General features: G+C 69.7%; 14 protein-coding genes. 11 read left to right on the top strand and 3 right to left on the bottom strand.

What is annotated here, in order from left to right:
* The first annotated feature begins 101 nt into the window (after nucleotides 1-101).
* From JR064_RS16775 to JR064_RS16785, 3 genes are all read left to right on the top strand, one after another.
* Nucleotides 102-2,492, top strand: coding sequence for a TonB-dependent receptor plug domain-containing protein (locus JR064_RS16775; RefSeq protein WP_206230499.1), 2,391 nt, complete (start codon nucleotides 102-104; stop codon nucleotides 2,490-2,492).
* Nucleotides 2,493-2,802: 310 nt separating this feature from the next.
* Nucleotides 2,803-5,190, top strand: coding sequence for a TonB-dependent receptor plug domain-containing protein (locus tag JR064_RS16780; RefSeq protein ID WP_206230500.1), 2,388 nt, complete (start codon nucleotides 2,803-2,805; stop codon nucleotides 5,188-5,190).
* 331 nt (nucleotides 5,191-5,521) lie between these two features.
* Nucleotides 5,522-5,956 carry a hypothetical protein gene (locus tag JR064_RS16785; protein ID WP_179566574.1) on the top strand — a complete coding sequence of 145 codons (435 nt, stop codon included), beginning with the start codon at nucleotides 5,522-5,524 and terminating at the stop codon, nucleotides 5,954-5,956.
* Here the strand turns inward: JR064_RS16785 and JR064_RS16790 are convergent.
* Nucleotides 5,946-7,463, bottom strand: coding sequence for an MASE1 domain-containing protein (locus tag JR064_RS16790; protein WP_179566576.1), 1,518 nt, complete (start codon nucleotides 7,461-7,463; stop codon nucleotides 5,946-5,948). The two genes, JR064_RS16785 and JR064_RS16790, sit on opposite strands and share 11 nt — an antisense overlap.
* A gap of 660 nt (nucleotides 7,464-8,123) precedes the next feature.
* Between JR064_RS16790 and ybaL the strand changes: the two genes are divergently transcribed.
* The 8 genes from ybaL (at nucleotide 8,124) to JR064_RS16830 (ending at nucleotide 20,272) form a co-directional block, all read left to right on the top strand.
* A complete protein-coding gene (gene ybaL / locus JR064_RS16795) occupies nucleotides 8,124-9,803 on the top strand; it encodes a YbaL family putative K(+) efflux transporter (RefSeq protein ID WP_179566578.1) in 1,680 nt (559 codons plus the stop codon).
* A gap of 187 nt (nucleotides 9,804-9,990) precedes the next feature.
* Nucleotides 9,991-10,722, top strand: a complete 732-nt coding sequence (locus tag JR064_RS16800; RefSeq protein WP_191824352.1) for an HpcH/HpaI aldolase family protein — start codon at nucleotides 9,991-9,993, stop codon at nucleotides 10,720-10,722.
* A 58-nt stretch (nucleotides 10,723-10,780) separates the two neighbouring features.
* The gene (locus JR064_RS16805) at nucleotides 10,781-12,871 is read left to right on the top strand and encodes a TonB-dependent receptor family protein (protein WP_206230525.1); all 2,091 of its coding nucleotides are present in this window, start codon (nucleotides 10,781-10,783) and stop codon (nucleotides 12,869-12,871) included.
* A gap of 257 nt (nucleotides 12,872-13,128) precedes the next feature.
* A complete protein-coding gene (locus JR064_RS16810; RefSeq protein ID WP_206230501.1) occupies nucleotides 13,129-14,355 on the top strand; it encodes an ATP-grasp domain-containing protein in 1,227 nt (408 codons plus the stop codon).
* Nucleotides 14,352-16,169: an IucA/IucC family siderophore biosynthesis protein gene (locus JR064_RS16815; protein WP_206230502.1), complete on the top strand. Its 1,818-nt coding sequence runs from the start codon at nucleotides 14,352-14,354 to the stop codon at nucleotides 16,167-16,169. The genes JR064_RS16810 and JR064_RS16815 overlap by 4 nt, the downstream gene beginning before the upstream one ends.
* Complete coding sequence (locus JR064_RS16820) at nucleotides 16,166-17,338, top strand: MFS transporter (protein WP_206230503.1); 1,173 nt, start codon at nucleotides 16,166-16,168, stop codon at nucleotides 17,336-17,338. Before JR064_RS16815 ends, JR064_RS16820 begins: the two co-directional genes overlap by 4 nt.
* Nucleotides 17,316-19,079, top strand: a complete 1,764-nt coding sequence (locus JR064_RS16825; protein WP_206230504.1) for an IucA/IucC family protein — start codon at nucleotides 17,316-17,318, stop codon at nucleotides 19,077-19,079. Before JR064_RS16820 ends, JR064_RS16825 begins: the two co-directional genes overlap by 23 nt.
* Complete coding sequence (locus JR064_RS16830) at nucleotides 19,076-20,272, top strand: type III PLP-dependent enzyme (protein ID WP_206230505.1); 1,197 nt, start codon at nucleotides 19,076-19,078, stop codon at nucleotides 20,270-20,272. The genes JR064_RS16825 and JR064_RS16830 overlap by 4 nt, the downstream gene beginning before the upstream one ends.
* On the opposite strand, the gene JR064_RS16835 is transcribed toward JR064_RS16830, so the two are convergent.
* Nucleotides 20,269-21,159, bottom strand: a complete 891-nt coding sequence (locus JR064_RS16835; protein ID WP_206230506.1) for an AraC family transcriptional regulator — start codon at nucleotides 21,157-21,159, stop codon at nucleotides 20,269-20,271. The genes JR064_RS16830 and JR064_RS16835 overlap by 4 nt on opposite strands.
* 103 nt (nucleotides 21,160-21,262) lie before the next feature.
* Nucleotides 21,263-22,492, bottom strand: coding sequence for an MFS transporter (locus tag JR064_RS16840; RefSeq protein WP_191824360.1), 1,230 nt, complete (start codon nucleotides 22,490-22,492; stop codon nucleotides 21,263-21,265).
* Between the last annotated feature and the right edge of the window lie 14 nt (nucleotides 22,493-22,506).

The following is a 22,506-nucleotide window of genomic DNA, read 5'->3' on the forward strand; positions in this document are numbered from 1 at the left end:
GCGATTGTTAAATAATAATAACGATCCCTGGGGCAGGCCCGCATGGCCGGCGTCGCACAGCGACCGCCCCCTTTGCCGTTTCGGCATCCGCTGGAGTTTCCATGAACCGTCCGTTGTCCCTGTTGGCGAGCGCCGTGCTCGCCGCCCTCGCCGCCCCTCCGGTGCTGGCGCAGACCACCACCACCACCGACACCCCGAGCACGCTCGACACCGTCATCGTCACCGGCACCCGGGTCAGCGACCGCACCGTGGCCGAGTCGCAGTCGCCGATCGACATCATCAGCACCGAAGCGCTGCAGTCCACCGGCACCTCCGAGCTGGCCACCGCGCTGTCGCGCGTGCTGCCCTCGCTGAACTTCCCGCGCCCGGCGCTGACCGACGGCACCAGCGGCATCCGCCCGGCGCAGCTGCGCGGGCTGTCGCCGGACCAGGTGCTGGTGCTGGTCAACGGCAAGCGCCGCCACACCTCCGCACAGATCAACGTCAACGGCAGCATCGGCCGCGGCGCCTCGGCGGTGGACATCAACGCGATCCCGATCGCGGCGATCGAGCGCGTGGAAGTGCTGCGCGACGGCGCCTCGGCGCAGTACGGCTCCGACGCCATCGCCGGGGTCATCAACATCGTGCTGAAGGGCTCGGGCAGCGGCGGCAGCCTGGCGATCGACCACGGCCAGTACTCGGCCGGCGACGGCGCCAAGTCGCAGCTCTCCGGCGATACCGGGGTCAGCTTCGGCGACGGACGCGGCAGCCTGCATGTGGCCGGGCAGATCAGTCAGCAGGACGAAACCAACCGCGCCGGTCCCTACCGGGGCACCGCGCCGAACACCGGCAACTATCCGGGCATCGGCGAGACCACTTTCGTCTACGGCGACCCGCAGGTCGATGCGACCGCGGTCTCGGCCAACGGCGAGTTCCGTTTCAGCGACCGCGTCACCGGCTACGCCACCGCCATCGCCAGCAACCGCGACATCACCTCGTTCGCGTTCTACCGCTCGCGCAACCATAACGGGCAGAGCGCGCTGCTGGCGCAGACCTATCCCGACGGCTACGTGCCGGAGATCGAGCAGTACTCCAAGGACCGCTCGCTGGTGGCCGGACTCAAGGGAAGCACCGAAGGCGGCTTCGGCTGGGACGTGAGCTACAACTACGGCTACAACAAGATCGACTTCAACACCCGCAACAGCATCAACTACAGCCTCGGCACCGACAGCCCGAGCAGCTTCTACGACGGCGCGCTGGAGTACACCCAGAACATCGTCAATGCCGACTTCACCCAGCCGCTGGAATGGGGCCTGGCCTATCCGGTGACGCTGTCCTTCGGCGCCGAGTACCGCCAGGAGAAGTGGAACCAGTCGCCGGGCGAACTGGCCTCCTACACCGGCACCACCGGCGGCGCGCAGGGCTTCGCCGGCTTCTCGCCGGCCAACGCGGTGCATTCGGACCGCCACAACTACGCCGTCTACGCCGGGCTGGAAGCCGACTTCACCGACAAGTTCTCCGCCGGCCTCACCGGCCGCTACGAGGACTACTCGGATTTCGGCAGCAAGAGCTCGGGCAAGCTGTCGGCGCGCTACGCGTTCACCGACAAGGTGGCGCTGCGCGGCACCGTGGCCAGCGGCTTCCGCGCCCCGTCGCTGGCGCAGCAGCAATACCAGGCGGTGACCAGCAGCTACATCAACGGCAGCTTCTTCGAATCGGGCACCTTCCCGGTGGACAGCGCCGTGGCCCAGGCGCTGGGCGCCGCGCCGCTGAAGGCGGAGACCTCGCTGTCCTACAGCCTAGGCCTGGTGCTGCAGCCGGTGGAGCGCCTGTACGTGACCCTGGACGCGTACCAGATCAAGATCGACGACCGCATCCTGCTGTCCTCCAACCTCAACGACGCCGCCGTGCTCGCGCAGTTGCAGAGCCTGGGCTATTCCAACGTCACCAGTGTGCGCTACTTCGCCAACGCGGCCGACACCCGCACCCGCGGCGTCGACCTGGTCGGCACCTACACGATCCCGTTCGCGGCCAGCTCGCTCGACCTCACTGCCAGCTACGGCTACAGCAAGACCGAGATCACCCATGCGGTCGAACAGCCGCAGGCGCTGGTGGACATCGGCTCGACCCAGACCATCCTGGGCCGCGACGAGATCGGGCGCCTGGAAGACAGCTTCCCGAAGGACAAGATCATCCTCAGCGGCACCTGGAAGCTGCAGCGCTGGGACTTCAACCTGGCCGCCACCCGCTACGGCGATTTCACCGTACGCAACTCCGCCAGCGCCGCGCGCGACCAGACCTACGATGCGAGCTGGGTGGTGGACGCCTCGGCCAGCTTCAAGCCCGGCGACAACTGGACGCTGACCCTGGGCGCCGACAACCTGCTCGACCAGTACCCGGACAAGACCACCAACCTGGTCAACTCCACCTACGGCATGCTGCCCTACAGCAACTACTCGCCGTACGGATTCAACGGCGCCTACGTGTATGGGCGGATCAACTACCGCTGGTGATCGCCACGGTCGCGTCGCCGCGTGCGGCGCGATCCGTGAACTGGACCACACCCGAAAGGCCCCGCAATGCGGGGCCTTTCGTTTTTGTCTACGACCTCGGCAAACGGCGGCATCGATTCTGCCGCAAGTGCCGCAGCGGTCGTTGCAAATGCAACCACGCGCGCGGGTTTAACAGAACATTGACACACCCGACATATGCCGGTAACCCATGGCCGCAGCCGCAACATTCGCCATAGGCGCAACACCCGGGAGGGGGTGATGGCGAATGCGGCGGCGCCGACTCTTCCCCCATCCTGGAGCCGTCCCGCCAATGACCCGCACGATCAGTCCTCTCGCCACTGCCGTCGCCCTCGCCCTGGCCACATCCGCCGCGCCTGCGCTCGCGCAAAGCTCCTCTTCCAGCGCACAGACGCTGGATACCGTGATCGTCACCGGCACTCGCGTGGCCGACCGCACCGTCGCCGAGTCGGCCTCGCCGATCGACATCATCTCGCCGGAAATGCTGCAGTCCACCGGCACCACCGAACTGGCCACCGCGCTGTCGCGCGCGGTGCCGTCGCTGAACTTCCCGCGCCCGGCGATCACCGACGGCTCCGACGCGGTGCGCCCGGCGCAGCTGCGCGGGCTCTCGCCCGACCAGGTGCTGGTGCTGGTCAACGGCAAGCGCTACCACTCCACCGCGCTGGTCAACCTCAACGGCGCGCAGGGCCGCGGTTCGTCGCCGGCCGACCTCAACACCATTCCGATCGCCGCGGTCGAGCGCATCGAAGTGCTGCGCGACGGCGCCTCGGCGCAATACGGCTCCGACGCCATCGCCGGCGTCATCAACATCGTGCTCAAGGGCAGCGGCGAAGGCGGCAGCATCGCCGCGCGCTACGGCAAGTACAGCGCCGGCGACGGCGAGCAATACCAGCTGTCCGGCGACGCCGGGGTCAAGTTCGGCGAGAACGGCAGCGTGCATTTCGCCGCGCAGGCCGGCCACCAGGACCAGACCGACCGCGCCAAGCCGTACCAGGGCGAAGTGCAGCAGCGCTACGGCGACCCGGACGTCGACCAGGGCGCGTTCTCCTACAACGGCCAGTACAGCCCGGCCGAGTACCTGACCTTCTATTCCTACGGCATGCTCAGCCGCCGCGAGGTGCTGTCCAACGGCTACTTCCGCTGGTCCGGCGACAACCGCAACCGCCCGGAGATCTATCCGGACGGCTTCCTGCCGCAGATCTACAACGTCAGCAAGGACGTGTCCTGGGTCGGCGGCTTCAAGGCCAGCACCGAAGGCGGGCTGGGCATCGACATCAGCTACAACTACGGCCGCAACAACCTCAGCTTCGAGGTCAAGAACAGCCTCAACAACAGCCTGGGCACGAGCAGTCCGACCGATTTCTATGCCGGCACTCTGGAAGTCACCCAGAACCTGCTCAACGCCGACTTCACCAAGTCGCTGGAGGTCGGCCTGGCCTATCCGGTCACGCTGGCCTTCGGCGGCGAGTGGCGCGGCGAGAAGTTCAACGAATCGCCGGGCGATGCCGCCTCCTACGTCAACGGCGGCGTGCCCTCGGCCAACGGCAGCCTGCTGCCGGGCGCGCAGGTGTTCGCCGGCTTCAAGCCCAGCGATTCCGGCCACTACGACCGCAACAGCTACTCGGCCTACGTGGACCTGGAAGGCGACATCACCGACAAGTTCTCCGCCGGCCTGGCCGGGCGCTACGAGAATTACAGCGATTTCGGCGACACCAGCACCGGCAAGCTGTCGCTGCGCTACGCGTTCACCGACAAGATCGCGCTGCGCGCCACCGCCTCCACCGGGTTTCGCGCGCCGTCGCTGCAGCAGCAGTATTTCCAGTCCATCGCCACCAACTTCATCAACGTCACCCAGCCCGACGGCAGCATCACCGCCACGCCGTTCGAGATCGGCACCTTCCGCACCGACAATCCGGCTGCGGTCGCGCTCGGCGCCGAACCGCTGAAGGCGGAGAAGTCGAAGAACTACGGCCTGGGCCTGGTGCTGCAGCCGGTCGATGCGCTGTACGTCACCGTCGATGCCTACCGCATCGATATCGACGACCGCATCGTGCTGTCGGAGAACCTGACCTCCACCGCGGTGCGCGACTACCTGCAGGCCAACGGCTATGCCGGCATCGGCGGCGGCCGCTACTTCACCAACGCGATCGACACCAAGACCCAGGGCATCGACGCGGTCGGCACCTACAAGATCGCATTGAGCAACAGCAATCTGGACCTGACCGCCGGCTACAACTACAACAAGACCGAGATCGAGAAGATCGCCGAAAACCCGGCGGTGCTGGAGGCGATCGACCCGACCGCGGTGCGCATCGGCCGCGCCGAGATCGGCCGCATCACCAAGGGCGCGCCGCGCGACAAGTTCTTCCTGAGCAGCGTCTGGGCGCCGGGCAACTGGGCGTTCACCGCCACCGCCACGCGCTGGGGCGAGTTCACCGACTTCGGCACCACCGCCGCGGCCGACCAGACCTATGCGGCGAAGTGGACGCTGGACCTGGCCGCCAGCTACAAGCTGGGCAACTGGGACTTCACCATCGGCGGCGACAACGTGCTCAACGAATATCCCGACCAGTCGCGTGCGGGCGCCGGCACCCGCACTTACCTGCCTTACAGCACGTCCTCGCCGTTCGGTTTCAACGGCGCACTCGCCTACGCCAACGTCAACTACAAATGGTGATGCGCGCGCGGCGGTGACCGATGCGGCACTCGCCGCCAGACAGGAAAAGCCCCGGTTCGCCGGGGCTTTTCTAGGGTGAGCCACGCGCAGGCCGGCGATCGCTGGTTAATCGGGACGCGACGTCTACCGATTAACGTTACCGGGTAGCACGAATCAAGAACTGCAGGAAGTTACTTCTGTAGACAATCAGACAATCCCCAAACTATCAACGGCATATCGCTGCACGCCGTGTATCTACCGCATATTTGTCAACAGCTGGCCTCTGCGACTCGCGTAAGGTGGAATCGCCTGAACGGCAGGCGATAGACCCTTAGCAGGGGAAGGAAAAGCTATGGAATGGAATATTTCGAAAATCGCGGCGCTGGCGTCGGGCGTGTTGCTGTGCTCGGCGTTTGCCACGGCCGCTCATGCGCAGACCTGCTGCCCCACCGGCGGCGGTAGCCAGATCGCCCGCCAGGGCTTTGGCGAAAGCGCACCGGCCGCAACCGATCTGTCGGCCAATGCGACCGTGAGCATCTACCAGTTCGAGCGCAACGGGGTGACCTACCTGCAGATCAACGACGCGAATGGGCAGGTGCGTGGCGCGATCGGACGCATCGAAAACACCGCCTGGGTGACGCCGATGGGCAAGGACGTGGATCGGGTCAGCATCGTCGATGCGCTGGACTACAGCCGCGGCACCGTGGTCTACGATGCGCGCTACTTCACCGTGCAGCGAGCCAGCACCACCAGCGGCGACGCGTGGACCGTCACCATCAAGAAGTGACGGGGCGCCGCTCCGACGGTTCGGAGACAAGGAAGCTCATCTTCAGCTCATGGCGGCGCCGGCAGGTGCCGTCATGGGCTTTCAGCCGGCTCGCCAGCTCCCACTCGATCTCGTCCACGCGCTTGTCCGCTGTTTTCCTGGCGACCAGCAGCTCCGGATCGGCGGCGATCGTCACCACCAGGCCACGCCGGCCACGCGCTTTCCACACCCGCGCCGTGATCCGATGGCGGCTGCCGCTGGGCAGCACCTCCATCGCATTGAGCACGCAGCGGTACGCCGCCAGTTGCAGGCCGATCGACAACTGCCGCGATTCGCCGCGCAGCCGCGTCTCCACCTCGGTGTCGCAGGCATTGGCGAAGGCGATGGAACTCAGTGCGCCGTAGAGTCCATGGGTCTCGATGTCCAGCGGATACAGCGCGGCGACGTAGTCGTCCATCAACTGCGCCTGGATCACCCCGGTACGGTTCATCTCCATGGCCGCAGCGTAGTGGCCGCGCTCCTTCAGCGAAGAGGCGATGTCGCGGCGCAGCTTGTTGAGGTGGGTATGGATATCGGTGTACTCGATCACCCGGTTGCGCAGCGTGCGCTCGGCCGACATGTAGCTGGCCTGCGCCACCTGCAGCGCCTGCTGCTCGGCATAGCCGAAGTGCCGCGCCTGGCGGAACGCGCTGGAAATCTTCGAGCCGAGCACGAACAGCAGGGTCGCCGCGACCGCGATCAGCATCTGCACATCGAATCCCTGCTGATCGTAGGCGCCCGGGTAATTCACCCGCGGCAGCGACATTGCAACGGCCAGGTTGGCCAGCACCACGCCGACCGCCGAGCCGCGCCAGCCGTAGGACAGGGTGAGCCAGGCGCCCGGCACCAACAGCGCCAGCAGCACGACCTGGTGCATCAGGCCCGAGGTCTGCATGGCCAGCACGAAGATGCCCGCCACCGCCAGGACCGCGATCGCGGAGTCGCGCAACAGCTTGCTGGGCATGAATTTATCGGTCTTGCGACGCAGCCAGAGCAATGCCGGCAGGAAGAACATCAGAATGCCGAGGTAGCTACCGATCCAGTACCTGACGCTGGTTTCCAGGGTGATGAAGGCGGCCGGTCCGTCCAACATCGCGTTGACCGCCTTGTTGACCAGCAGGCCCCACAGCGCCAGGCCAACCGTGAGCAAAGGCAACCAGCGCTGCACCGCCGACGCGCCGGGAAAGCGGCTGCGGAAAGCCCACGGCAGCAACGCGAACAGCGGCGCCGCCAGGAACGGACTCAGATACGCCCACAGCTCACTGACCCCGTCGTGGTTGGCCATCGGCAAGCGCATCGTCAGCAAGGCGGCGGCATCGCCCAGGAACACGTAGGGCCACAGCCGGTAAGGCAGGAACAGCAACGCCGCCGCGCGCAAGCCGGCCGGCAGGAACCATTGGTCCACCGACCAGCGCCACACGAACATGTAGAGCGCGCAATAGACCGCGCTCAGGAGGATGCCGCCAGCGAATTTTTTCAGTGTAGCCATGCCACCTTGATCCTTGGCAGGATGCCCAATTGGCGCAAACATACAGCACGGCGCAAGCGCGCACAGTAGACAGTTTGCGCAGCGCAATACGGCGGCAACGCCTTGCGCGGCGGGGGTTTGCGGGGATTTCGGAGAGGCTGGGACCGGCATCTCATTCGGCATGGTCCCAGACCGGCGCAATTTTGCCGGTTTCGCGTATCACGCGTCCGTGAGAGTGCCGCCGCCATTGGGCTGCGACGTATGCGGCGAGCGCTGCATCGGCGCGGCGGCGGCGATTGTCGGCATTTTGTCGGAGCGGCGCGGCTTGACTAGAATCGGACGGAGCGGCCGGCACTCGGCAGCGGCGGCGGAACGCGGGGAAATGGGAACGCGACGCATGTCTTGCCGAAGCGCCCGACCCGACCCTGCCCTGGCACTCCGCATCGCTCTCGTGCAGCGCGGAGCGTGTCGGCTACCGGCCTCCGGCACGGCCGGGCGGCGACAGCGTCGCTCGGCAACCCGAAGCGGCCCGGTGGTGCGCAAGCAGGCGTTGCACGCCGCGGATCCGGCCCCCGGCCACGAAGCGCCCGACAAGCATCGCCGCGCATGAGGCCGGCACCCTGATTTGCCGATAAAAGCCGCATCGGCCACACTCCTTGCAATCTTGTTCCGCGAATCTGCATGCATCACGACACCAGTCTCATCGACATCATCGCGGTCGGGCTCGCCCTCGCCTTCGTCCTCGGCGCCCTCGCCCACCGCATCAAGCTCTCGCCGCTGGTCGGCTATCTGGTGGCCGGCATCTGCGTCGGTCCGTTCACTCCCGGCTTCGTCGCGGACCAGGCGCTGGCCAACCAGCTGTCGGAACTGGGGGTGATGCTGCTGATGTTCGGCGTCGGCCTGCATTTCTCGCTCGAAGACCTGATGGAAGTGAAATGGATCGCGATCCCCGGCGCGCTGGCGCAGATCGCGGTCGCCACCCTGCTCGGCTGGGGCCTGGCCTGGAGCATGGGCTGGCCGACCCTGCACGGGCTGGTGTTCGGCCTGGCGCTGTCGGTGGCCAGCACCGTGGTGCTGCTGCGCGCGATGGAGGAACGGCGCCTGCTGGAAACCCTGCGCGGGCGCATCGCGGTGGGCTGGCTGATCGTCGAAGATCTGGTGATGGTGCTGGCGCTGGTGCTGCTGCCGGCATTGGCCGACGCGCTCGGCGGCAAGGGCGCCGGCACCGGCGCGATCCTCGGTGCGCTGGGCATCACCCTGCTGAAGATGGCCGCGTTCGTGGTGGTAATGCTGGTGGTCGGCCGCCGCGCGATCCCGTGGGTGCTGGAGAAGGTCGCCGCGACCGGCTCGCGCGAGCTGTTCACGCTGTCGGTGCTGGCGATCGCGCTGGGCGTGGCGTTCGGCTCGGCGACCCTGTTCGGGGTGTCGTTCGCGCTCGGCGCGTTCTTCGCCGGCATGCTGCTGAAGGAATCGGAGCTCAGCCACAAGGCGGCCAACGATTCGCTGCCGCTGCGCGATGCGTTCGCGGTGCTGTTCTTCGTCTCGGTCGGCATGCTGTTCGACCCGCACATTCTGCTCGAGCATCCGTGGCAGGTGCTGGCCACGTTCCTGACCATCACCGTCGGCAAGTCGCTGGCCGCATTCGTGATCGTGCGCGCGTTCGGCCACCCCACCGGCATCGCCCTGACCATCTCCACCAGCCTGGCGCAGATCGGCGAGTTCTCCTTCATCCTGGCCGGGCTCGGCGTCAGCCTGGCGATCCTGCCCGAGACCGGGCGCGACCTGATCCTGGCCGGCGCACTGCTGTCGATCATCGCCAACCCGCTGCTGTTCACCTGGCTGGACCGCTGGCAGGCCAGGCAGGCGGTGGATGCGCCGGTGACGGTGGAAGCGGAACTGCCGCCGGGGCCGTCGCTGGACCTGGTCGACCACGCCATCGTGATCGGCTACGGCCGGGTCGGCAGCACGCTGGCAGCGGTCCTGCGCGAGCGCGGGGTGCCGGTGCTGGTGATCGACGACAACCGCGAGCACGTGGAACGCGCGCATGCCGACGGCATCCCCGGCATCCGCGGCAGCGCCGCTGCCGACCGGGTGCTGGCCGAGGCGCATCCGGAAAAAGCCAAGATCGCGATCCTGGCGATCCCGCAGCCGCTGGAAGCCGGCGAGGCGCTGGCCAAGCTGCGCGCGCTGAATCCCGGACTGACCCTGCTGGCCCGCGCGCACAGCGATGCCGAGGTCAAGCACCTGCTCGAGCACGGCGCCGACGGCACGGTAATGGCCGAGCGCGAGCTGGCCTATTCGCTGGCCGAGATGGTGATGGCGACGCCGCCGTACCGCGCCATGCGGGCCGTGCCGGGCTGAGGCTTGCGCGGCGTCCGTTCGTAGAAGTCCGCGTCACCGGCGCAAGCGCGCTGCATCCCTGCATAGGTGCCGGCGCGCACAAAAAGCGTCTACACGAATGCAGCGGCCGCCACCGAAACCTACTTGATAACCATTATCGTTTAGGCCAGGATTGCAGCCCCTTCCCCAGCCCCGCTCGCCCTCCCCCATGGCTTGCAAGATCGGGTTGCTCAATTCGGTGCCCAGCCCGTTGCTGTGCGAGATGTTCGGCCACCTTGGCTACGACTTCGCGGTGCTCGACCTGGAGCACGTGCTGCGCTCGCCGGCCGAGCTGGAACATGCGATCCGCGCCTGCGAACTGGGCGGCTGCGAAGCCTGGGTGCGGGTGCCCGAGGTCGACGCCAAGCTGATCGGCCGGGTGCTCGACGCCGGCGCGCGCGGCGTGGTGCTGGCCGGGCTGGACAGCGCCGAGCAGGCCGAGCGCGCGGTCGCCGCCGCGCACTTCCCGCCGCGCGGCCGGCGCGGCATCAGCGGCGGCCGCGTCACCGGCTTCGGCAGCGTCGCGCTGGCCGACTACATCGAACGCACCCGGCACACCCTGCGCGTGGTGCCGATGATTGAAAGCGCCGCCGGCGTGCGCGCCCTGCCGCAGATCCTGCAGGTGCCGGGCGTGTCGCTGGTGATGGAAGGCGCGCTCGACCTGGCGCTGGACCTGGGCGTCGGCCCGCAGCCGACCCATCCGCAGGTGTGGGCGCAGCTGCTGGCGATCGCCGCGGCCTGCGGCGACGCCGGTATCCCGTTCTGTCCCAATCCGCGCGACGCGGCGCAACGCCGGCACTGGCTGGCGCAGGCGGACCTGCAGTGGCTGTTCGCCGGCGAAGACCGCGCGCTCCTGCAATCCGCGCTGCGCCAGCACGCCGCCGAGCTGCGCGCGCATTGATCCTTCGTTCTCCGGAGTCGTCGCCTTGATCGTTTCGCTTTCCCCCTCGTTGCTGGCCATGGCCGTCGGCGCCGCCCTGCTCGCCCCGCCCCTGGCCAGCGCCCAGCAGGCGCAGGACCCGCAGGACGCGGCGGCACGGATCCGCCAGCTGGATACCGTGCAGGTGCAGGGCAGCCTGCTCGGCCGCTCCACCGTGCAGGACGTGCAGCATTACGCCGGCAGCCGCCAGGTGATCGACAACGCGCAGCTGCGCAACGGCGCCAACCGTTCGCTGGACGACGCGCTGCAGCGCGTGCCGGGGATCAAGGTGTTCGACGAGACCGGCACCGGCGCGCTGCCGCAGATCATGCTGCGCGGCCTGTACGAGAGCCGCAGCGGCCGCGTGCAGGTGCTCGAGGACGGCATTCCGCTGGCACTGGCGCCGTACGGGCAGACCAGCCTGTCGCTGTTTCCGGTCGGCCTCAACCAGGTCGACCGCATCGACATCGTGCGCGGCGGCGCGGCGGTGCAGTACGGCCCCAACAACGTCGGCGGCGTGATCAACCTGATCAGTCCGGACATCCCCACGACCTGGACCACCACGCTCGGGCAGAAGGTGACCGCCGGCGGCGCCGGGCACTATCTGAGCGACACCGCGATCAGCACCGGCGGCTACGCCAGCGATACGTTCGGCCTGCAGCTGGACGCGAACTGGACCAAGGGCGAGTACTGGCGCGAGCACAGCGACACCGACATCAAGAACCTGCGCCTGCGCGCCGAATGGTGGCTGGCCCCGGACAAACTGCTCAAGGCCAGCGTGCAGCGCTACGTGGCCGACATGGACATGGCCGGCGCCTTGTCCACCGCCGATTATCTGCGCGATACGCGCCAGTCGACACGGCCGCTGGACGCATTCACCGGCCGCACCACGCGCGCCTCGCTGGTCTACCAGCAGGACTTCGGCGACTTGGGTCCGTTCCACGACCTGCGCCTGGACTGGAGCAACTTCAGCGCGCGCAGCAGCCGCAACTTCGTCGTCGGCATGCGCTCGGCGTCCAGCGAGACCTGGCGTGCGGATCTGCCGCCGCAATTGCGGCAGAGCGCGCCGCGCGATTTCAAGGTCTACGGCAGCGAGCCGCGGCTGAGCTGGAAGATGGACTCCGGTGCGGTGAGCCAGCAGTGGACCGTGGGCGCGCGCGCGATCAGCGAGGACATCGACTTCCTGGTCGGCAATACGCGGCTGAGCGACGGGCTGTACACCCTGGTGCGCGACTGGCGCTTCAAGGACCGCGGCGCCGCCGCCTACGTCAGCGATGCGATCGGGCTGGCCGACGACCGCGTCACCATCACCCCGGGGCTGCGCTACGAGCGGGTGGATTCGCGCTACTACAACCTCGCCAGCGGCGCCAGCACGCGCAACAAGACCAGCGACGTGCTGCCCGGCCTGACCCTGGGTTTCCAGGCCACGCCGCAGTGGTACCTGTACGCCGACGGGCAACGTTCGCTGCGCGCGCCGCAGGTCACCCAGATCATCTACGGCGACAATCTCGACGCCGAACTGGCCTGGAACTACGAGGCCGGCGCGCGTTACCAGCCCAACGACCGTACCCGCGTGCAGTTCGGCGGCTATCTGATCGATTTCGATCAGCAGATCCAGCTCGACAACACCACCCGCACCTATCGCAACCTGGGCAAGACCCGCCACCAGGGCGGTGAGGTGGAACTGCAATGGAGTCCGGCGCAGCTGCGCGCGTTGACCCTCAACGCCGGCTACGCCTACCTGGACGCACGCCAGGAATCGGGTGCCTACGACGGCAAGCTGGTGCCCTACACCTCGCGCAACCAGCTCAGCCTCGGCGCGTCCTACCAGCCCGGTCACACCACCGTCGCAGTGTCCGGCTATTACTTCAGCCGCGCCTTCAGCGATGCCGCCAACAGCGTGCAGGAAAACGCGATCGGTTCGGTCGGCGAATTGCCGGCGTACTGGGTGTGGAACGCGCAGCTGAGCCAGGTACTCAGCGAGCGCGACAGCGGCAAGCTCAGCGCCTCGTTGGCAGTGAACAACCTGTTCGACCGCACGTACTGGTACCGCGGCATCGACACCAGTCCGTGGGGCCGGCAACCGGCGCCGGGCCGCAGCGTCACCCTCGGCCTGGAATACCGCTTCTGATCGACGCTGCCGTCGAACGACGACGGTAGCCTTTGCAGTACCGCGCGCCACCCGGCGCGCCGCCGCTCGCGGGAGACGCGAGCCTTTACGGCGAACGCGGCCGCGTTCGCAACGCCCCCAGCGCGCGCCCGATGCGTGCGCCAGGCAGTTTTTTCCCCAAGCGCCGCAGCCGCGGCCTCCTGCTCCCCGTGTCCGCAGATCGCGGCCGCGCGCGATGGCGCGCGCGTCCGCCCCTGTCTTCCGAACGAGAACCGATCATGACCCCGCATGACGCTCCCCTGCTGATCCTGAGCCACGTCTGCCATCCGGCAGTGACCGATGGTTTCATTCCCGCGGCACAACGCCTGGGCGTTCCGGTGCTGCTGCTGACCGACCGCCGCCACGACCACCTGGCGCACTTCCGCCGGCATCCGCCCACGGTGCCGTTGCAGATCCTGGAGTGCGACGTGTTCAATCCGCTCGGCGTTCTCGACCTGCTCAGCACCCTGCAATTGCAGCCGCGCGCGGTGTTCAGCAACAGCGATCATCTGCAGACCAGCGCCGCGCTGGTCGCCGCCGCGCTGGCACTGCCGGGCAAGGACTGGCAGATCTGCTATGCGGCCAAGAACAAGGCCGCGATGCGCCAGCGGCTGCGCGCGCGCGGCCTGCCGGTGCCGTGGTTCTGCAGCCTGGCGCCAGGCGCGCCGCTGCCGGCGCAGGCGCCATGGCCGCTGATCGCCAAGCCGCGCGAAGGCGTGGCCAGCCTGGACGTGCGCCATTGCGCCGACGCCGCCGCGCTGCAGGCCTATCTGGACGACTTCTGGCAGCGCTATCCGCAGCGCAGCGTGTTGCTGGAGAGCGTGCTGCAAGGGCCGTTGTTCACCGTGGAAACGCTCGGCGACGGACAGCGCCTGCAGGTGCTGGGCGGCTTCGAGGTGCGCCTGTCGGCACCGCCGCACTTCGTCGAATGCGAGGCCCGCTGGCGCGGCGATGCCGACACGCCGGCGCTGCGCCAGGCAGTGGCGCAGCTGCAGGCGTTCGGCATCGGCTTCGGCGCCTGCCACAGCGAATTCATCCTGACCGCCGACGGGCCGGTACTGGTCGAGATCAACTACCGCAGCATCGGCGACGGCCGCGAATTCCTGCTCGACCGCATGTTCGGCGGACGCTGGTTCGACAGCGTGCTCGGCCTGCACCTGGGACAGCCGCTGCCGATCCTGCGCGCGCGGCGCGAACACGCGCTGGTGCGCTACTACGTCGCCGACGCCGAAGGCACCCTGGCCATGGCCAGCGACGACCAGGCCTGCAACGACACGCGCTGGGAAGCGCGCTACCGGCGCCTGCGGCAACCCGGCGACAGCATCCGCCTGAGCCACTCCAACAAGGACTACCTGGGCGCGCTGGACGTGCTCGCCGACGCCGCGGCCGACCTGCCGCTCGCGCTGGCCGCGGCCGAGGCGCCGCTGCAGTGGCGGATCGAGGCCGGCACGGGAGCGCAGCCATGAACCTGGACGACCGCCGCTACATCGACCTGCGCATCATCGACGCCTGCCTGCGCGAAGACCTGCGCGGCATCGTCAGCCGCGGCGCCGCCGCCACGCCATCGCCGGCCCTGCTCGCGGCCTGGCCGGCACCACTGCCGAACGCGCTGTGGTGGCGTATCGCGCACCTGCCCGACGGCGAACTGTGGCTGCCGCTGCAACGCCGCGGCTATCTGCAGGACCTCAGCGCCTGCAGCGACGGCTGGCTGCTGCGCGACGGCGACCGCGTCGCCTTCGAATCCGGCGCCGCCACCTGGCTGGCACGGATCAGCGCCGGGCTGGATGCGGACACCCGGCGCCTGCACCGCGCCTATGCCGACGAAGCGGAGTGCGCGGTACGCCAGCGCGCGCTGGCGCGGCAGGCCTACGCGCAACAGCGCCCGTCGCTGGCCGCCGCCCTGGACGCAGCCGACGCGCACGAACGCGCCTACCGCTGCGAACAACTGGCTAGCCATCGCGACCATCCGTTCTATCCGACTGCGCGCGCCAAGGTCGGACTGGACGACGCGCAGCTGCCGCACTATGCGCCGGAGTTCGCGCCGTGCTTCGCGCTGCGCTGGCTGGCGCTGCCGGCGGCCGCGGTGGCGCAGACCACGCCGCCGCCGGCGTTCTGGCCGCGTCCGAGCACGCTCGGCCTGGCGCCGGCGCTGGACGCCAGCCACATCGCCTGGCCGCTGCACCCGCTGACCTTCGCGCGCCTGGGCGAAGCGGACTTCGCGCTGCCAGACGGCGCCATCGCCGCGCCGCAGCCATGGCTACAGGTGCGCCCGTCGCTGTCGGTACGCACCGTCGTCCCGCTGGACCACCCCGACCACCACCTCAAGCTGCCGTTGCCGATGCGCAGCCTGGGCGCGCTCAACCTGCGCCTGATCAAGCCGTCCACGCTGCACGACGGACACTGGTTCGAACGCGTGCTGCGCGCCATCGCCGCGGACGATCCGGCCTTGGGCTCGCGCTACCTGCACGTGGACGAATCCCACGCCGGCCAGGTCGGCGAGGCGCGCCACCTGGCCTATCTACTGCGCCGCTATCCGCCGTTGCCGGAGGCGACGCTGGTGCCGGTGGCCGGCCTGTGCGCCGCGATGGCGGACGGCCGCCCGCTGGCGCTGCACCTGGCCGAGCGCTTCCACGGCGGCGACCTGCACGCATGGTGGGACGCCTACCTCGGGTTGATGTGCCAGGTGCACCTGCGGCTGTGGCTGCGCTACGGCATCGCGCTGGAGGCCAACCAGCAGAACAGCGTGCTGATCTACGCCCCCGGCCGCGCACCGCGCCTGCTGCTGAAGGACAACGACGCGGCGCGGGTGAAACTGTCGCGGCTGTATGCGCAGCGGCCGCAACTGGCGCAGTGGGGACCGCCGCGCGACGTGCGCATCGCGGTGGAAGACGAGGCCGCGCTGGCGCGCATGTTCTGCACCATCATCCTGCAACTGGACCTGCAGGCGGTGCTGGAAGGCCTGGCCGAAGCACAGCCCGCGTTGCGCGCGCCGCTGTACGCGCAACTGCGCGCGCGCCTGCACGGTACGCTGCAGGAGCTGCATGGCGAAGGCATCGATACCGCGCCGGCGCAGGCGCTGCTGGCGGCGCCGCGGCTGCCGGTGAAGTACCTGCTCAGCGCCGGCAGCCTGCTCGGCAAGCAGATCACCGGCGCCGCCGACATCAACAAGTTCTACGGCGACAGCGCGCCCAATCTGCTGCGCGAGGAGATCGAGGCCGCGGCAGCGCCTGCTGTCGCGGTGCCGGCGCAGGCGGCATCCGCGCACGGAGTGGCGCGATGAAGCGCGTGCTCGGCCCGGTACTGGCCGCGCACTACCTGGCCGCGTTCACCGCGCTGGGCATGCCGCTGTTCCTGCCGCAGGTACTGCAACAGCTGGCGCCGGGCGCGGCGATCGGCTGGAGCGGCGTGCTGTACGTGCTGCCGACGCTGTGCACCGCGCTCACCGCCGGCGCCTGGGGCCGGCTGGCCGACCGCTACGGACGCAAGCGCTCGCTGCTGCGCGCGCAGCTGGGCCTGGCGCTGGGGTTCGCGATGGCCGGCTTCGCCCCCGACCTGGGCTGGCTGGTGGCCGGGCTGGTGGTGCAAGGCGCCTGCGGCGGTTCGCTGGCCGCGACCAACGCCTATCTGACCACGCAGGCACGGACCGGGCCGCTGGCGCGCGCGCTGGACTGGACCCAGTTCTCGGCGCGGCTGGCGATGGTCACCGCGCCGGCGCTGCTCGGTCTGGCCAGCGCGCTGGGCCCGGCGCAATCGCTGTACCGCTATCTGGCGCTGCTGCCGCTGCTCGCCTTCGCGCTGAGTTGGCGACTGCCTGCCGACCCGCCGCGGCCACGCCACGCCGCCGCTGCGGCGAATGCCGCCGCGCACGACGACGCCGGCCGGCGCCGGCAGCGCTGGGCACTGTGGAGCACGCAGTTCCTGTTCTGCTTCGCGATGGTGGTGACCTTCCCATACTTCCTGCCCTACGCGCAGGCGCAGGGCATCGGCAACGCCGCGGCCGCGGGCCTGCTGTACAGCCTGCCGCACCTGGTCTACCTGGTGCTGCTGCCGTGCTGGCGCGGCAGCGAGCACCGCGCCTCGCCGCTGCCGGCCGGGCTGGCGCTGTTCGCGCTGGCCTGCCTGCTGCAGGCGGTGCTGCAGGCGCCAGCGTGGCTGATCGCCGCGCGCCTGCTGTTCGGCGTGGGCATGTGGATGGCGCTGCGCGGACTCAACCGCAGCCTGGCCGGCATCGCCAGCGCGCACGCCGCCGGGCAGTTGTTCGGCCGCTTCGATGCATTCGGCAAGTACGCCGGCGTGGCCGGCGGCGCGCTCGCCGGCGCCCTGGTGCAAGGCCACGGCCTGGCCGTGCCGTTCCTCGCCGCGGCCGCCGCGGCCCTGCTGGCGCTGGCGCCGGCCCTCTCGCTCACTTCCGTACGGAGAACCGCGCATGTCCCCGCTCGCGACGCATGACCCGCTGCACGACCCGTGGTACGACAGCCTGGCGCAAGCGCAGGCGATCACCTGCTGGCTCAACTGCTACCTGCGCGAAGTGGCGATCGGCCGCGGCCAGGCCGACTTCGACTACCGCGGCCTGGACCGTCCCGGCATCGCCAGCGCCGGCGAGCGCTGGCTGCGCCTGCAGCTGCCTTCCGGCGCCGCGTTGTGCCTCCGCCTGGCCCAGGCCGACACGCTCGGCCGCTGCCGTTTCGACTCGGCGCCGTACCTGAAGGCCAACGGACAGCCGTGGCATTGCCTGGACGCGACGGCGCTGGTGCGCCTGTTGCTGCAGGAACTGGCCGACGGCGAGGCGTTCAACGCCGAATTGCTCGCGCAGAGCGACAACAGCATCGCGGTGACCGCGCAGCTGCTGCGCTGCGCCGACGCCGCCGCGCCCAGCGGCGAGGCGATGATCGATGCCGAGCAATCGATGCTGTGGGGACACGCGCTGCATCCGACACCGAAGAGCCGCGAAGGCGTGCCGCTGGCGCAGGTGCTGGCCTGCGCGCCGGAGGCGCGCAGCCGCTTCCCGCTGTTCTGGTTCCGCATCGACCCGCGCCTGTACCGCGCTCAGGGCCAGGACGTGCGCGCCACGCTGGCGCAGGCCGGCGGCGCAGCGAATCTGTATCCGTGCCATCCATGGGAAGCCGAGCGCGTGCTCGCGCACCCGCTGCTGCGCCAGGCGCAGGCGCGCGGCTGGATCGAACCGCTGGGCGAACGCGGCCTCGCGCTGCGCCCGATCTCGTCGGTGCGCACGCTCTACCACACCGACCTGGACTACTTCCTCAAGCTGTCGGTGCATGTGCGCCTGACCAACTGCGTGCGCAAGAACGCCTGGTACGAACTGGAAAGCGCGGTCGCATTGACCCGCCTGCTGGCGCCGGCCTGGCGCGAACTGGCGCAGCGCGTGCCGGGCTTCCAGGTGCTGCTGGAACCGGCCGCCACCGACCTGGATTTCTCGGCGCTGGGCGGCGATGCGCAGGCCTGCCGCGCGCTCGGCGAAAGCTTCGGCATGCTCTACCGGCAGGCCATCCCCGCGCCGCAACGGCTGCGCTTCCAACCGCAGGTCGCCGGCGCGCTGTTCACCCGCGACGCGCGCGGCGATGCCGCCTGCGCCGCGCCGCTGCAGGCGCTGGCACGGCGCCACGGCAGCCTGGATGCGGCCACCACGGCCTGGTTCCGGGCCTATGCGCGACTGCTGCTGGACGGGGTCTGGAGCGCCTGGTTCGACTACGGCATCGTGCTCGAGCCGCACCTGCAGAACACCGTGATCGGCTGCGCGGACGGCCTGCCGGCGCGGGTCTGGATCCGCGATCTGGAAGGCACCAAGCTGCTGCCGGCGCGCTGGCCGGCCGCGCGCCTGCACGGCATGTCCGAAACCGCGCGGCAGTCGCTGTACTACAGCGCCGAACAGGGCTGGAACCGGATCGCCTACTGCGCGCTGGTCAACAATCTGGCCGAGGCGATCTTCCATCTGGCCGACGGCCACGACCACCGCGAGCGGCGGCTGTGGCGGATCGTCGGCGAGATCGCGCAAGCCTGGCAGCAGCGCCACGGCCCGCAACCGGCGCTGCAGGCCCTGCTCGACGGCGCGCCGCTGCCGGCCAAGAACAATCTGCGCCTGCGCCTGCTGCAACGCGCCGACCGCCATGCCGACTACACCCTGCTGCCCAATCCGATCGTCATGCCGGCGCAACGGCAGGCCGCGGCATGAGCCTGCGCATCGATCCGGCGCCGCTGGCGGCCGCGCTGGCGCAGTTGCGCGAGCGCGGCGACGGACCAGTGTGCGCCTACGTCTATGACCTGGCGGCGCTGCGCCACCATGCCGAAGCGATGCGCACGCAGCTACCCGCCGAGTGCGAGCTGTACTACGCGGCCAAGGCCAATGCCGAACCGCCGCTGCTGCGCACGCTGGCGGCGTGGGTGGACGGTTTCGAGGCGGCTTCCGGAGGCGAGCTGCAATGGCTGGGCGACCACCAGCCGGGGCGGCCGTTGCTGTTCGGCGGTCCCGGCAAGCTCGACGCCGAACTGCGCCTGGCCACGTCGCTCCCGCAGTGCACGCTGCACGTGGAGAGCCTGGGCGAACTGCAGCGGCTGGCGCGCATCGCCGCGCACGCCGGGCGCCGCGTGCCGCTGTTCCTGCGCATGAACATCGCCGTGCCCGGCATGCAGGACACGCGCCTGGTGATGGGTGGGCGGCCCTCGCCGTTCGGGCTGGACGCGCTCGACCTGGAGGCGGCCATGCGGCTGCTGCGCGACGCGCCGGCGCTGCAGCTGGCCGGCTTCCACTTCCACCTGATGTCGCACCAGTGCGACGCGCAGGCGCAGCTGCGCCTGGTCGCCGGCTATCTGCAGACCGTGCAGGGCTGGCGCCAGGCCTACGCGCTGGGTCCGCTGACGGTCAACGCCGGCGGCGGCTTCGGCGTGAACTACGCCGATGCGACGGCCTCGTTCGACTGGTCCGGGTTCTGCGCCGGCCTGCCGGCGCTGCTGCGCACGCACGGCGACGGCCTGCGCCTGCGCCTGGAGCCGGGCCGCTACGTCAGCGCGAGCTGCGGCTGGTACCTGATGGAGGTGCTCGACATCAAGCGCAGCCATGGCGAGTATTTCGCCATCGGCCGCGGCGGCACCCATCACTTCCGCACCCCGGCCGCGCAAGCCCACGACCATCCGTTCCTGGTGCTGCGCGGCACGCAGCCACCGTTGCTGCGCGACACGCGGGTGACCCTGGTCGGCCAGCTGTGCACGCCCAAGGACGTGCTGGCGCGCGCGCAACCGGTCGCGGCGCTGGCGCCGGGCGACTGCCTGGCGTTCCCGCTCGCCGGCGCCTATGCCTGGAACATCTCGCACCAGCGGTTTTTGATGCACCCGCCGCCGCAGATGCTGTTCGTGGACGAGACGGGCTAGCGGGCGTCGCGCTGTACCGGTACGCAGATGTCGGCGCGCAGTTCGGCTTCGGCCACCGTTTCCGGATCGTCCAGATACAGGTAGTGCAACGGCGCAGCGCGCAGCGCATAGCCACTGCCCGGCAGCCAGTCGGCCAGCACCCGATCCAGCGCGTCCTCCAGCTGCGCGTAGCTGCCGACCTGGCGCAGCAGCGCGTAGTCGCCGCCGCCCAGCGTGCGCAGCGCGAACGGCGCCGGCGGCGCGACCGCGGCGTCGAACCCCATCGCGCACTCGAAGAGGTGCTCGCGCGCGGACACATCACGATGGTCGCTGAGCGGAATGCCGACCAGTGCCTGCAGCCGCTCGGCCACGCCGGCACGCTGCGCCCAGGCGAACAGGCGGCCGAAGCCGGCATCCAGCGCATCGAAGGCGCCGCGCCGGCGCAGCACCACCACCTCGAACGGCGCCAAGGTCCGCACCGCGATCCGCAACGGTGCCGGTGCCGCATCCACGGCCTGCCGCGGCGGCTGCGCCAGCGCCTGCGTTCGTGCGGCCAGCGCCGCCGGATCGGCACGCAGCTGGCTGGGGCTGGCGTCGAGCGCATTGCGGAAACTGCGCGCCAGCGCCTGCGGCGTCTCGTAGCCCACGGCCAGCGCGATCTCGGTGATCGAGCCGGTGCCGGCAAGCAATTGCAACGCGTGCAGCAGGCGCAGCCGAGTCACGGTGCGGCCGACGGTTTCGCCGGTCATGGCGCGGTAGACGCGATGGAAGTGGAACGGCGACTGGTGCGCCACCGCGGCCAGCTCGGCCAGGCCGGGCAAGGCCGCGCGCGCCTGCACGCACTGCTGCAGGTGTGCGAGCGCGCGTTCGATGCCGCGCTGCTGGGAAGACATCCGCGTCTGTCGCATGGCCGATCTCCGCAAGGTCGCGCCAGTGTGCCGCGCCGCGCGGCGCCACGCGTTCCCGATCTTGCGCCGATCGCCCAGCCCGCTCGCCCCGCCCCGGGCTGCGCTAGTGCGCCTGCGCCGGCAGCGGACGCCGGCTCGGCAGCAGCGCCGCCACGATGCCCAGCAGCGGCAGATAGGACATCGCCTGGTACACGAACACGATGCCCTCGCGGTCGGCGAGCAGGCCGAGTACCGCCGCGCCCAACCCGCCCATGCCGAAGGCGAAGCCGAAGAACAGCCCGGAGATGGTGCCGATGCGGCCTGGCATCATTTCCTGCGCGTACACCAGGATCGCCGAGAACGCCGAGGACAGCACGAAGCCGATCAGCACGGTCAGTGCGGTCGCCGCATGCAGCCCCACGTACGGCAGCGCCAGCGCGAACGGCGCCACGCCCAGGATCGACACCCAGATCACCGGCTTGCGCCCGATCCGGTCGCCGACCGGGCCGCCGATCAGCGTGCCCAGCGCCGAGGCCAGCAGGAACGCGAACAGGTGCAGCTGCGCGCTCTGCACCGACACCCCGAAGCGCTGAATCAGATAGAACGTGTAGTAGCTGCTCAGCCCGGCGATGTAGAAATACTTGGAGAAGATCAGCAGCAGCAGGATCGCCACGATCCGCAGCACGGTCTTGCGCGGCAATGCCGGCGCCGTGGCGAGCGGCCGCGGCGCGGCGCGTACCGCCTGCAGGTGCAGCGCGTACCAGCGGCCGACGTAGGACAGCAGGGCGATGCCGAGCAGCGCCGCGGCGCCGAACCAGGCCACGGCGTGGCGGCCGTTGGGCACGATCACCGCCGCGGCGATCAGCGGCCCCAGCGCGGTGCCGGTGTTGCCGCCGACCTGGAACACCGACTGCGCCAACCCATGCCGCCCGCCCGAGGCGAGCCGCGCGATGCGCGAGGATTCGGGATGGAAGATCGCCGAGCCGATCCCGACCAGCGCCGCGGCCAGCAGCACCATCGCGAAGCTCGGCGCATACGCCAGCAGCAGCAGGCCGCACAGGGTCGAGGTCATGCCCAGCGGCAGCGAGTACGGCGCCGGGCGGCGATCGGTGCGCAAGCCGATCAGCGGCTGGAACAGCGAGGCGGTCAGCTGGTAGGTCAGCGTGATCATCCCGACCTGGGCGAAGCTGAGCTGGAACTGGCCCTTCAGCACCGGGTACAGCGCCAGGATCAGCGACTGCATCATGTCGTTGATCAGGTGCGAGGAAGTGATCGCGGCGAGGACCCCGGCCACTACCGGGCGGGGCGTGGCGGCGGCAGGGACGGTGGCGGCGGCAGGGCGCAGGCTCGACATGGCGGACCGGTCAG

It is taken from the genome of Xanthomonas bonasiae (assembly GCF_017163705.1).
GTDB classification, from domain to species: Bacteria; Pseudomonadota; Gammaproteobacteria; order Xanthomonadales; family Xanthomonadaceae; genus Xanthomonas_A; species Xanthomonas_A bonasiae.

Excerpts from the sequence above, each read along its gene's own strand:
- JR064_RS16775 (WP_206230499.1), top strand. The coding sequence starts at position 102 with ATGAACCGTCCGTTGTCCCTGTTGGCGAGCGCCGTGCTCGCCGCCCTC.
- JR064_RS16780 (WP_206230500.1), top strand. The coding sequence starts at position 2,803 with ATGACCCGCACGATCAGTCCTCTCGCCACTGCCGTCGCCCTCGCCCTG.
- JR064_RS16785 (WP_179566574.1), top strand. The coding sequence starts at position 5,522 with ATGGAATGGAATATTTCGAAAATCGCGGCGCTGGCGTCGGGCGTGTTG.
- JR064_RS16790 (WP_179566576.1), bottom strand. The coding sequence starts at position 7,463 with ATGGCTACACTGAAAAAATTCGCTGGCGGCATCCTCCTGAGCGCGGTC.
- ybaL (WP_179566578.1), top strand. The coding sequence starts at position 8,124 with ATGCATCACGACACCAGTCTCATCGACATCATCGCGGTCGGGCTCGCC.
- JR064_RS16800 (WP_191824352.1), top strand. The coding sequence starts at position 9,991 with ATGGCTTGCAAGATCGGGTTGCTCAATTCGGTGCCCAGCCCGTTGCTG.
- JR064_RS16805 (WP_206230525.1), top strand. The coding sequence starts at position 10,781 with ATGGCCGTCGGCGCCGCCCTGCTCGCCCCGCCCCTGGCCAGCGCCCAG.
- JR064_RS16810 (WP_206230501.1), top strand. The coding sequence starts at position 13,129 with ATGACCCCGCATGACGCTCCCCTGCTGATCCTGAGCCACGTCTGCCAT.
- JR064_RS16815 (WP_206230502.1), top strand. The coding sequence starts at position 14,352 with ATGAACCTGGACGACCGCCGCTACATCGACCTGCGCATCATCGACGCC.
- JR064_RS16820 (WP_206230503.1), top strand. The coding sequence starts at position 16,166 with ATGAAGCGCGTGCTCGGCCCGGTACTGGCCGCGCACTACCTGGCCGCG.
- JR064_RS16825 (WP_206230504.1), top strand. The coding sequence starts at position 17,316 with ATGTCCCCGCTCGCGACGCATGACCCGCTGCACGACCCGTGGTACGAC.
- JR064_RS16830 (WP_206230505.1), top strand. The coding sequence starts at position 19,076 with ATGAGCCTGCGCATCGATCCGGCGCCGCTGGCGGCCGCGCTGGCGCAG.
- JR064_RS16835 (WP_206230506.1), bottom strand. The coding sequence starts at position 21,159 with ATGCGACAGACGCGGATGTCTTCCCAGCAGCGCGGCATCGAACGCGCG.
- JR064_RS16840 (WP_191824360.1), bottom strand. The coding sequence starts at position 22,492 with ATGTCGAGCCTGCGCCCTGCCGCCGCCACCGTCCCTGCCGCCGCCACG.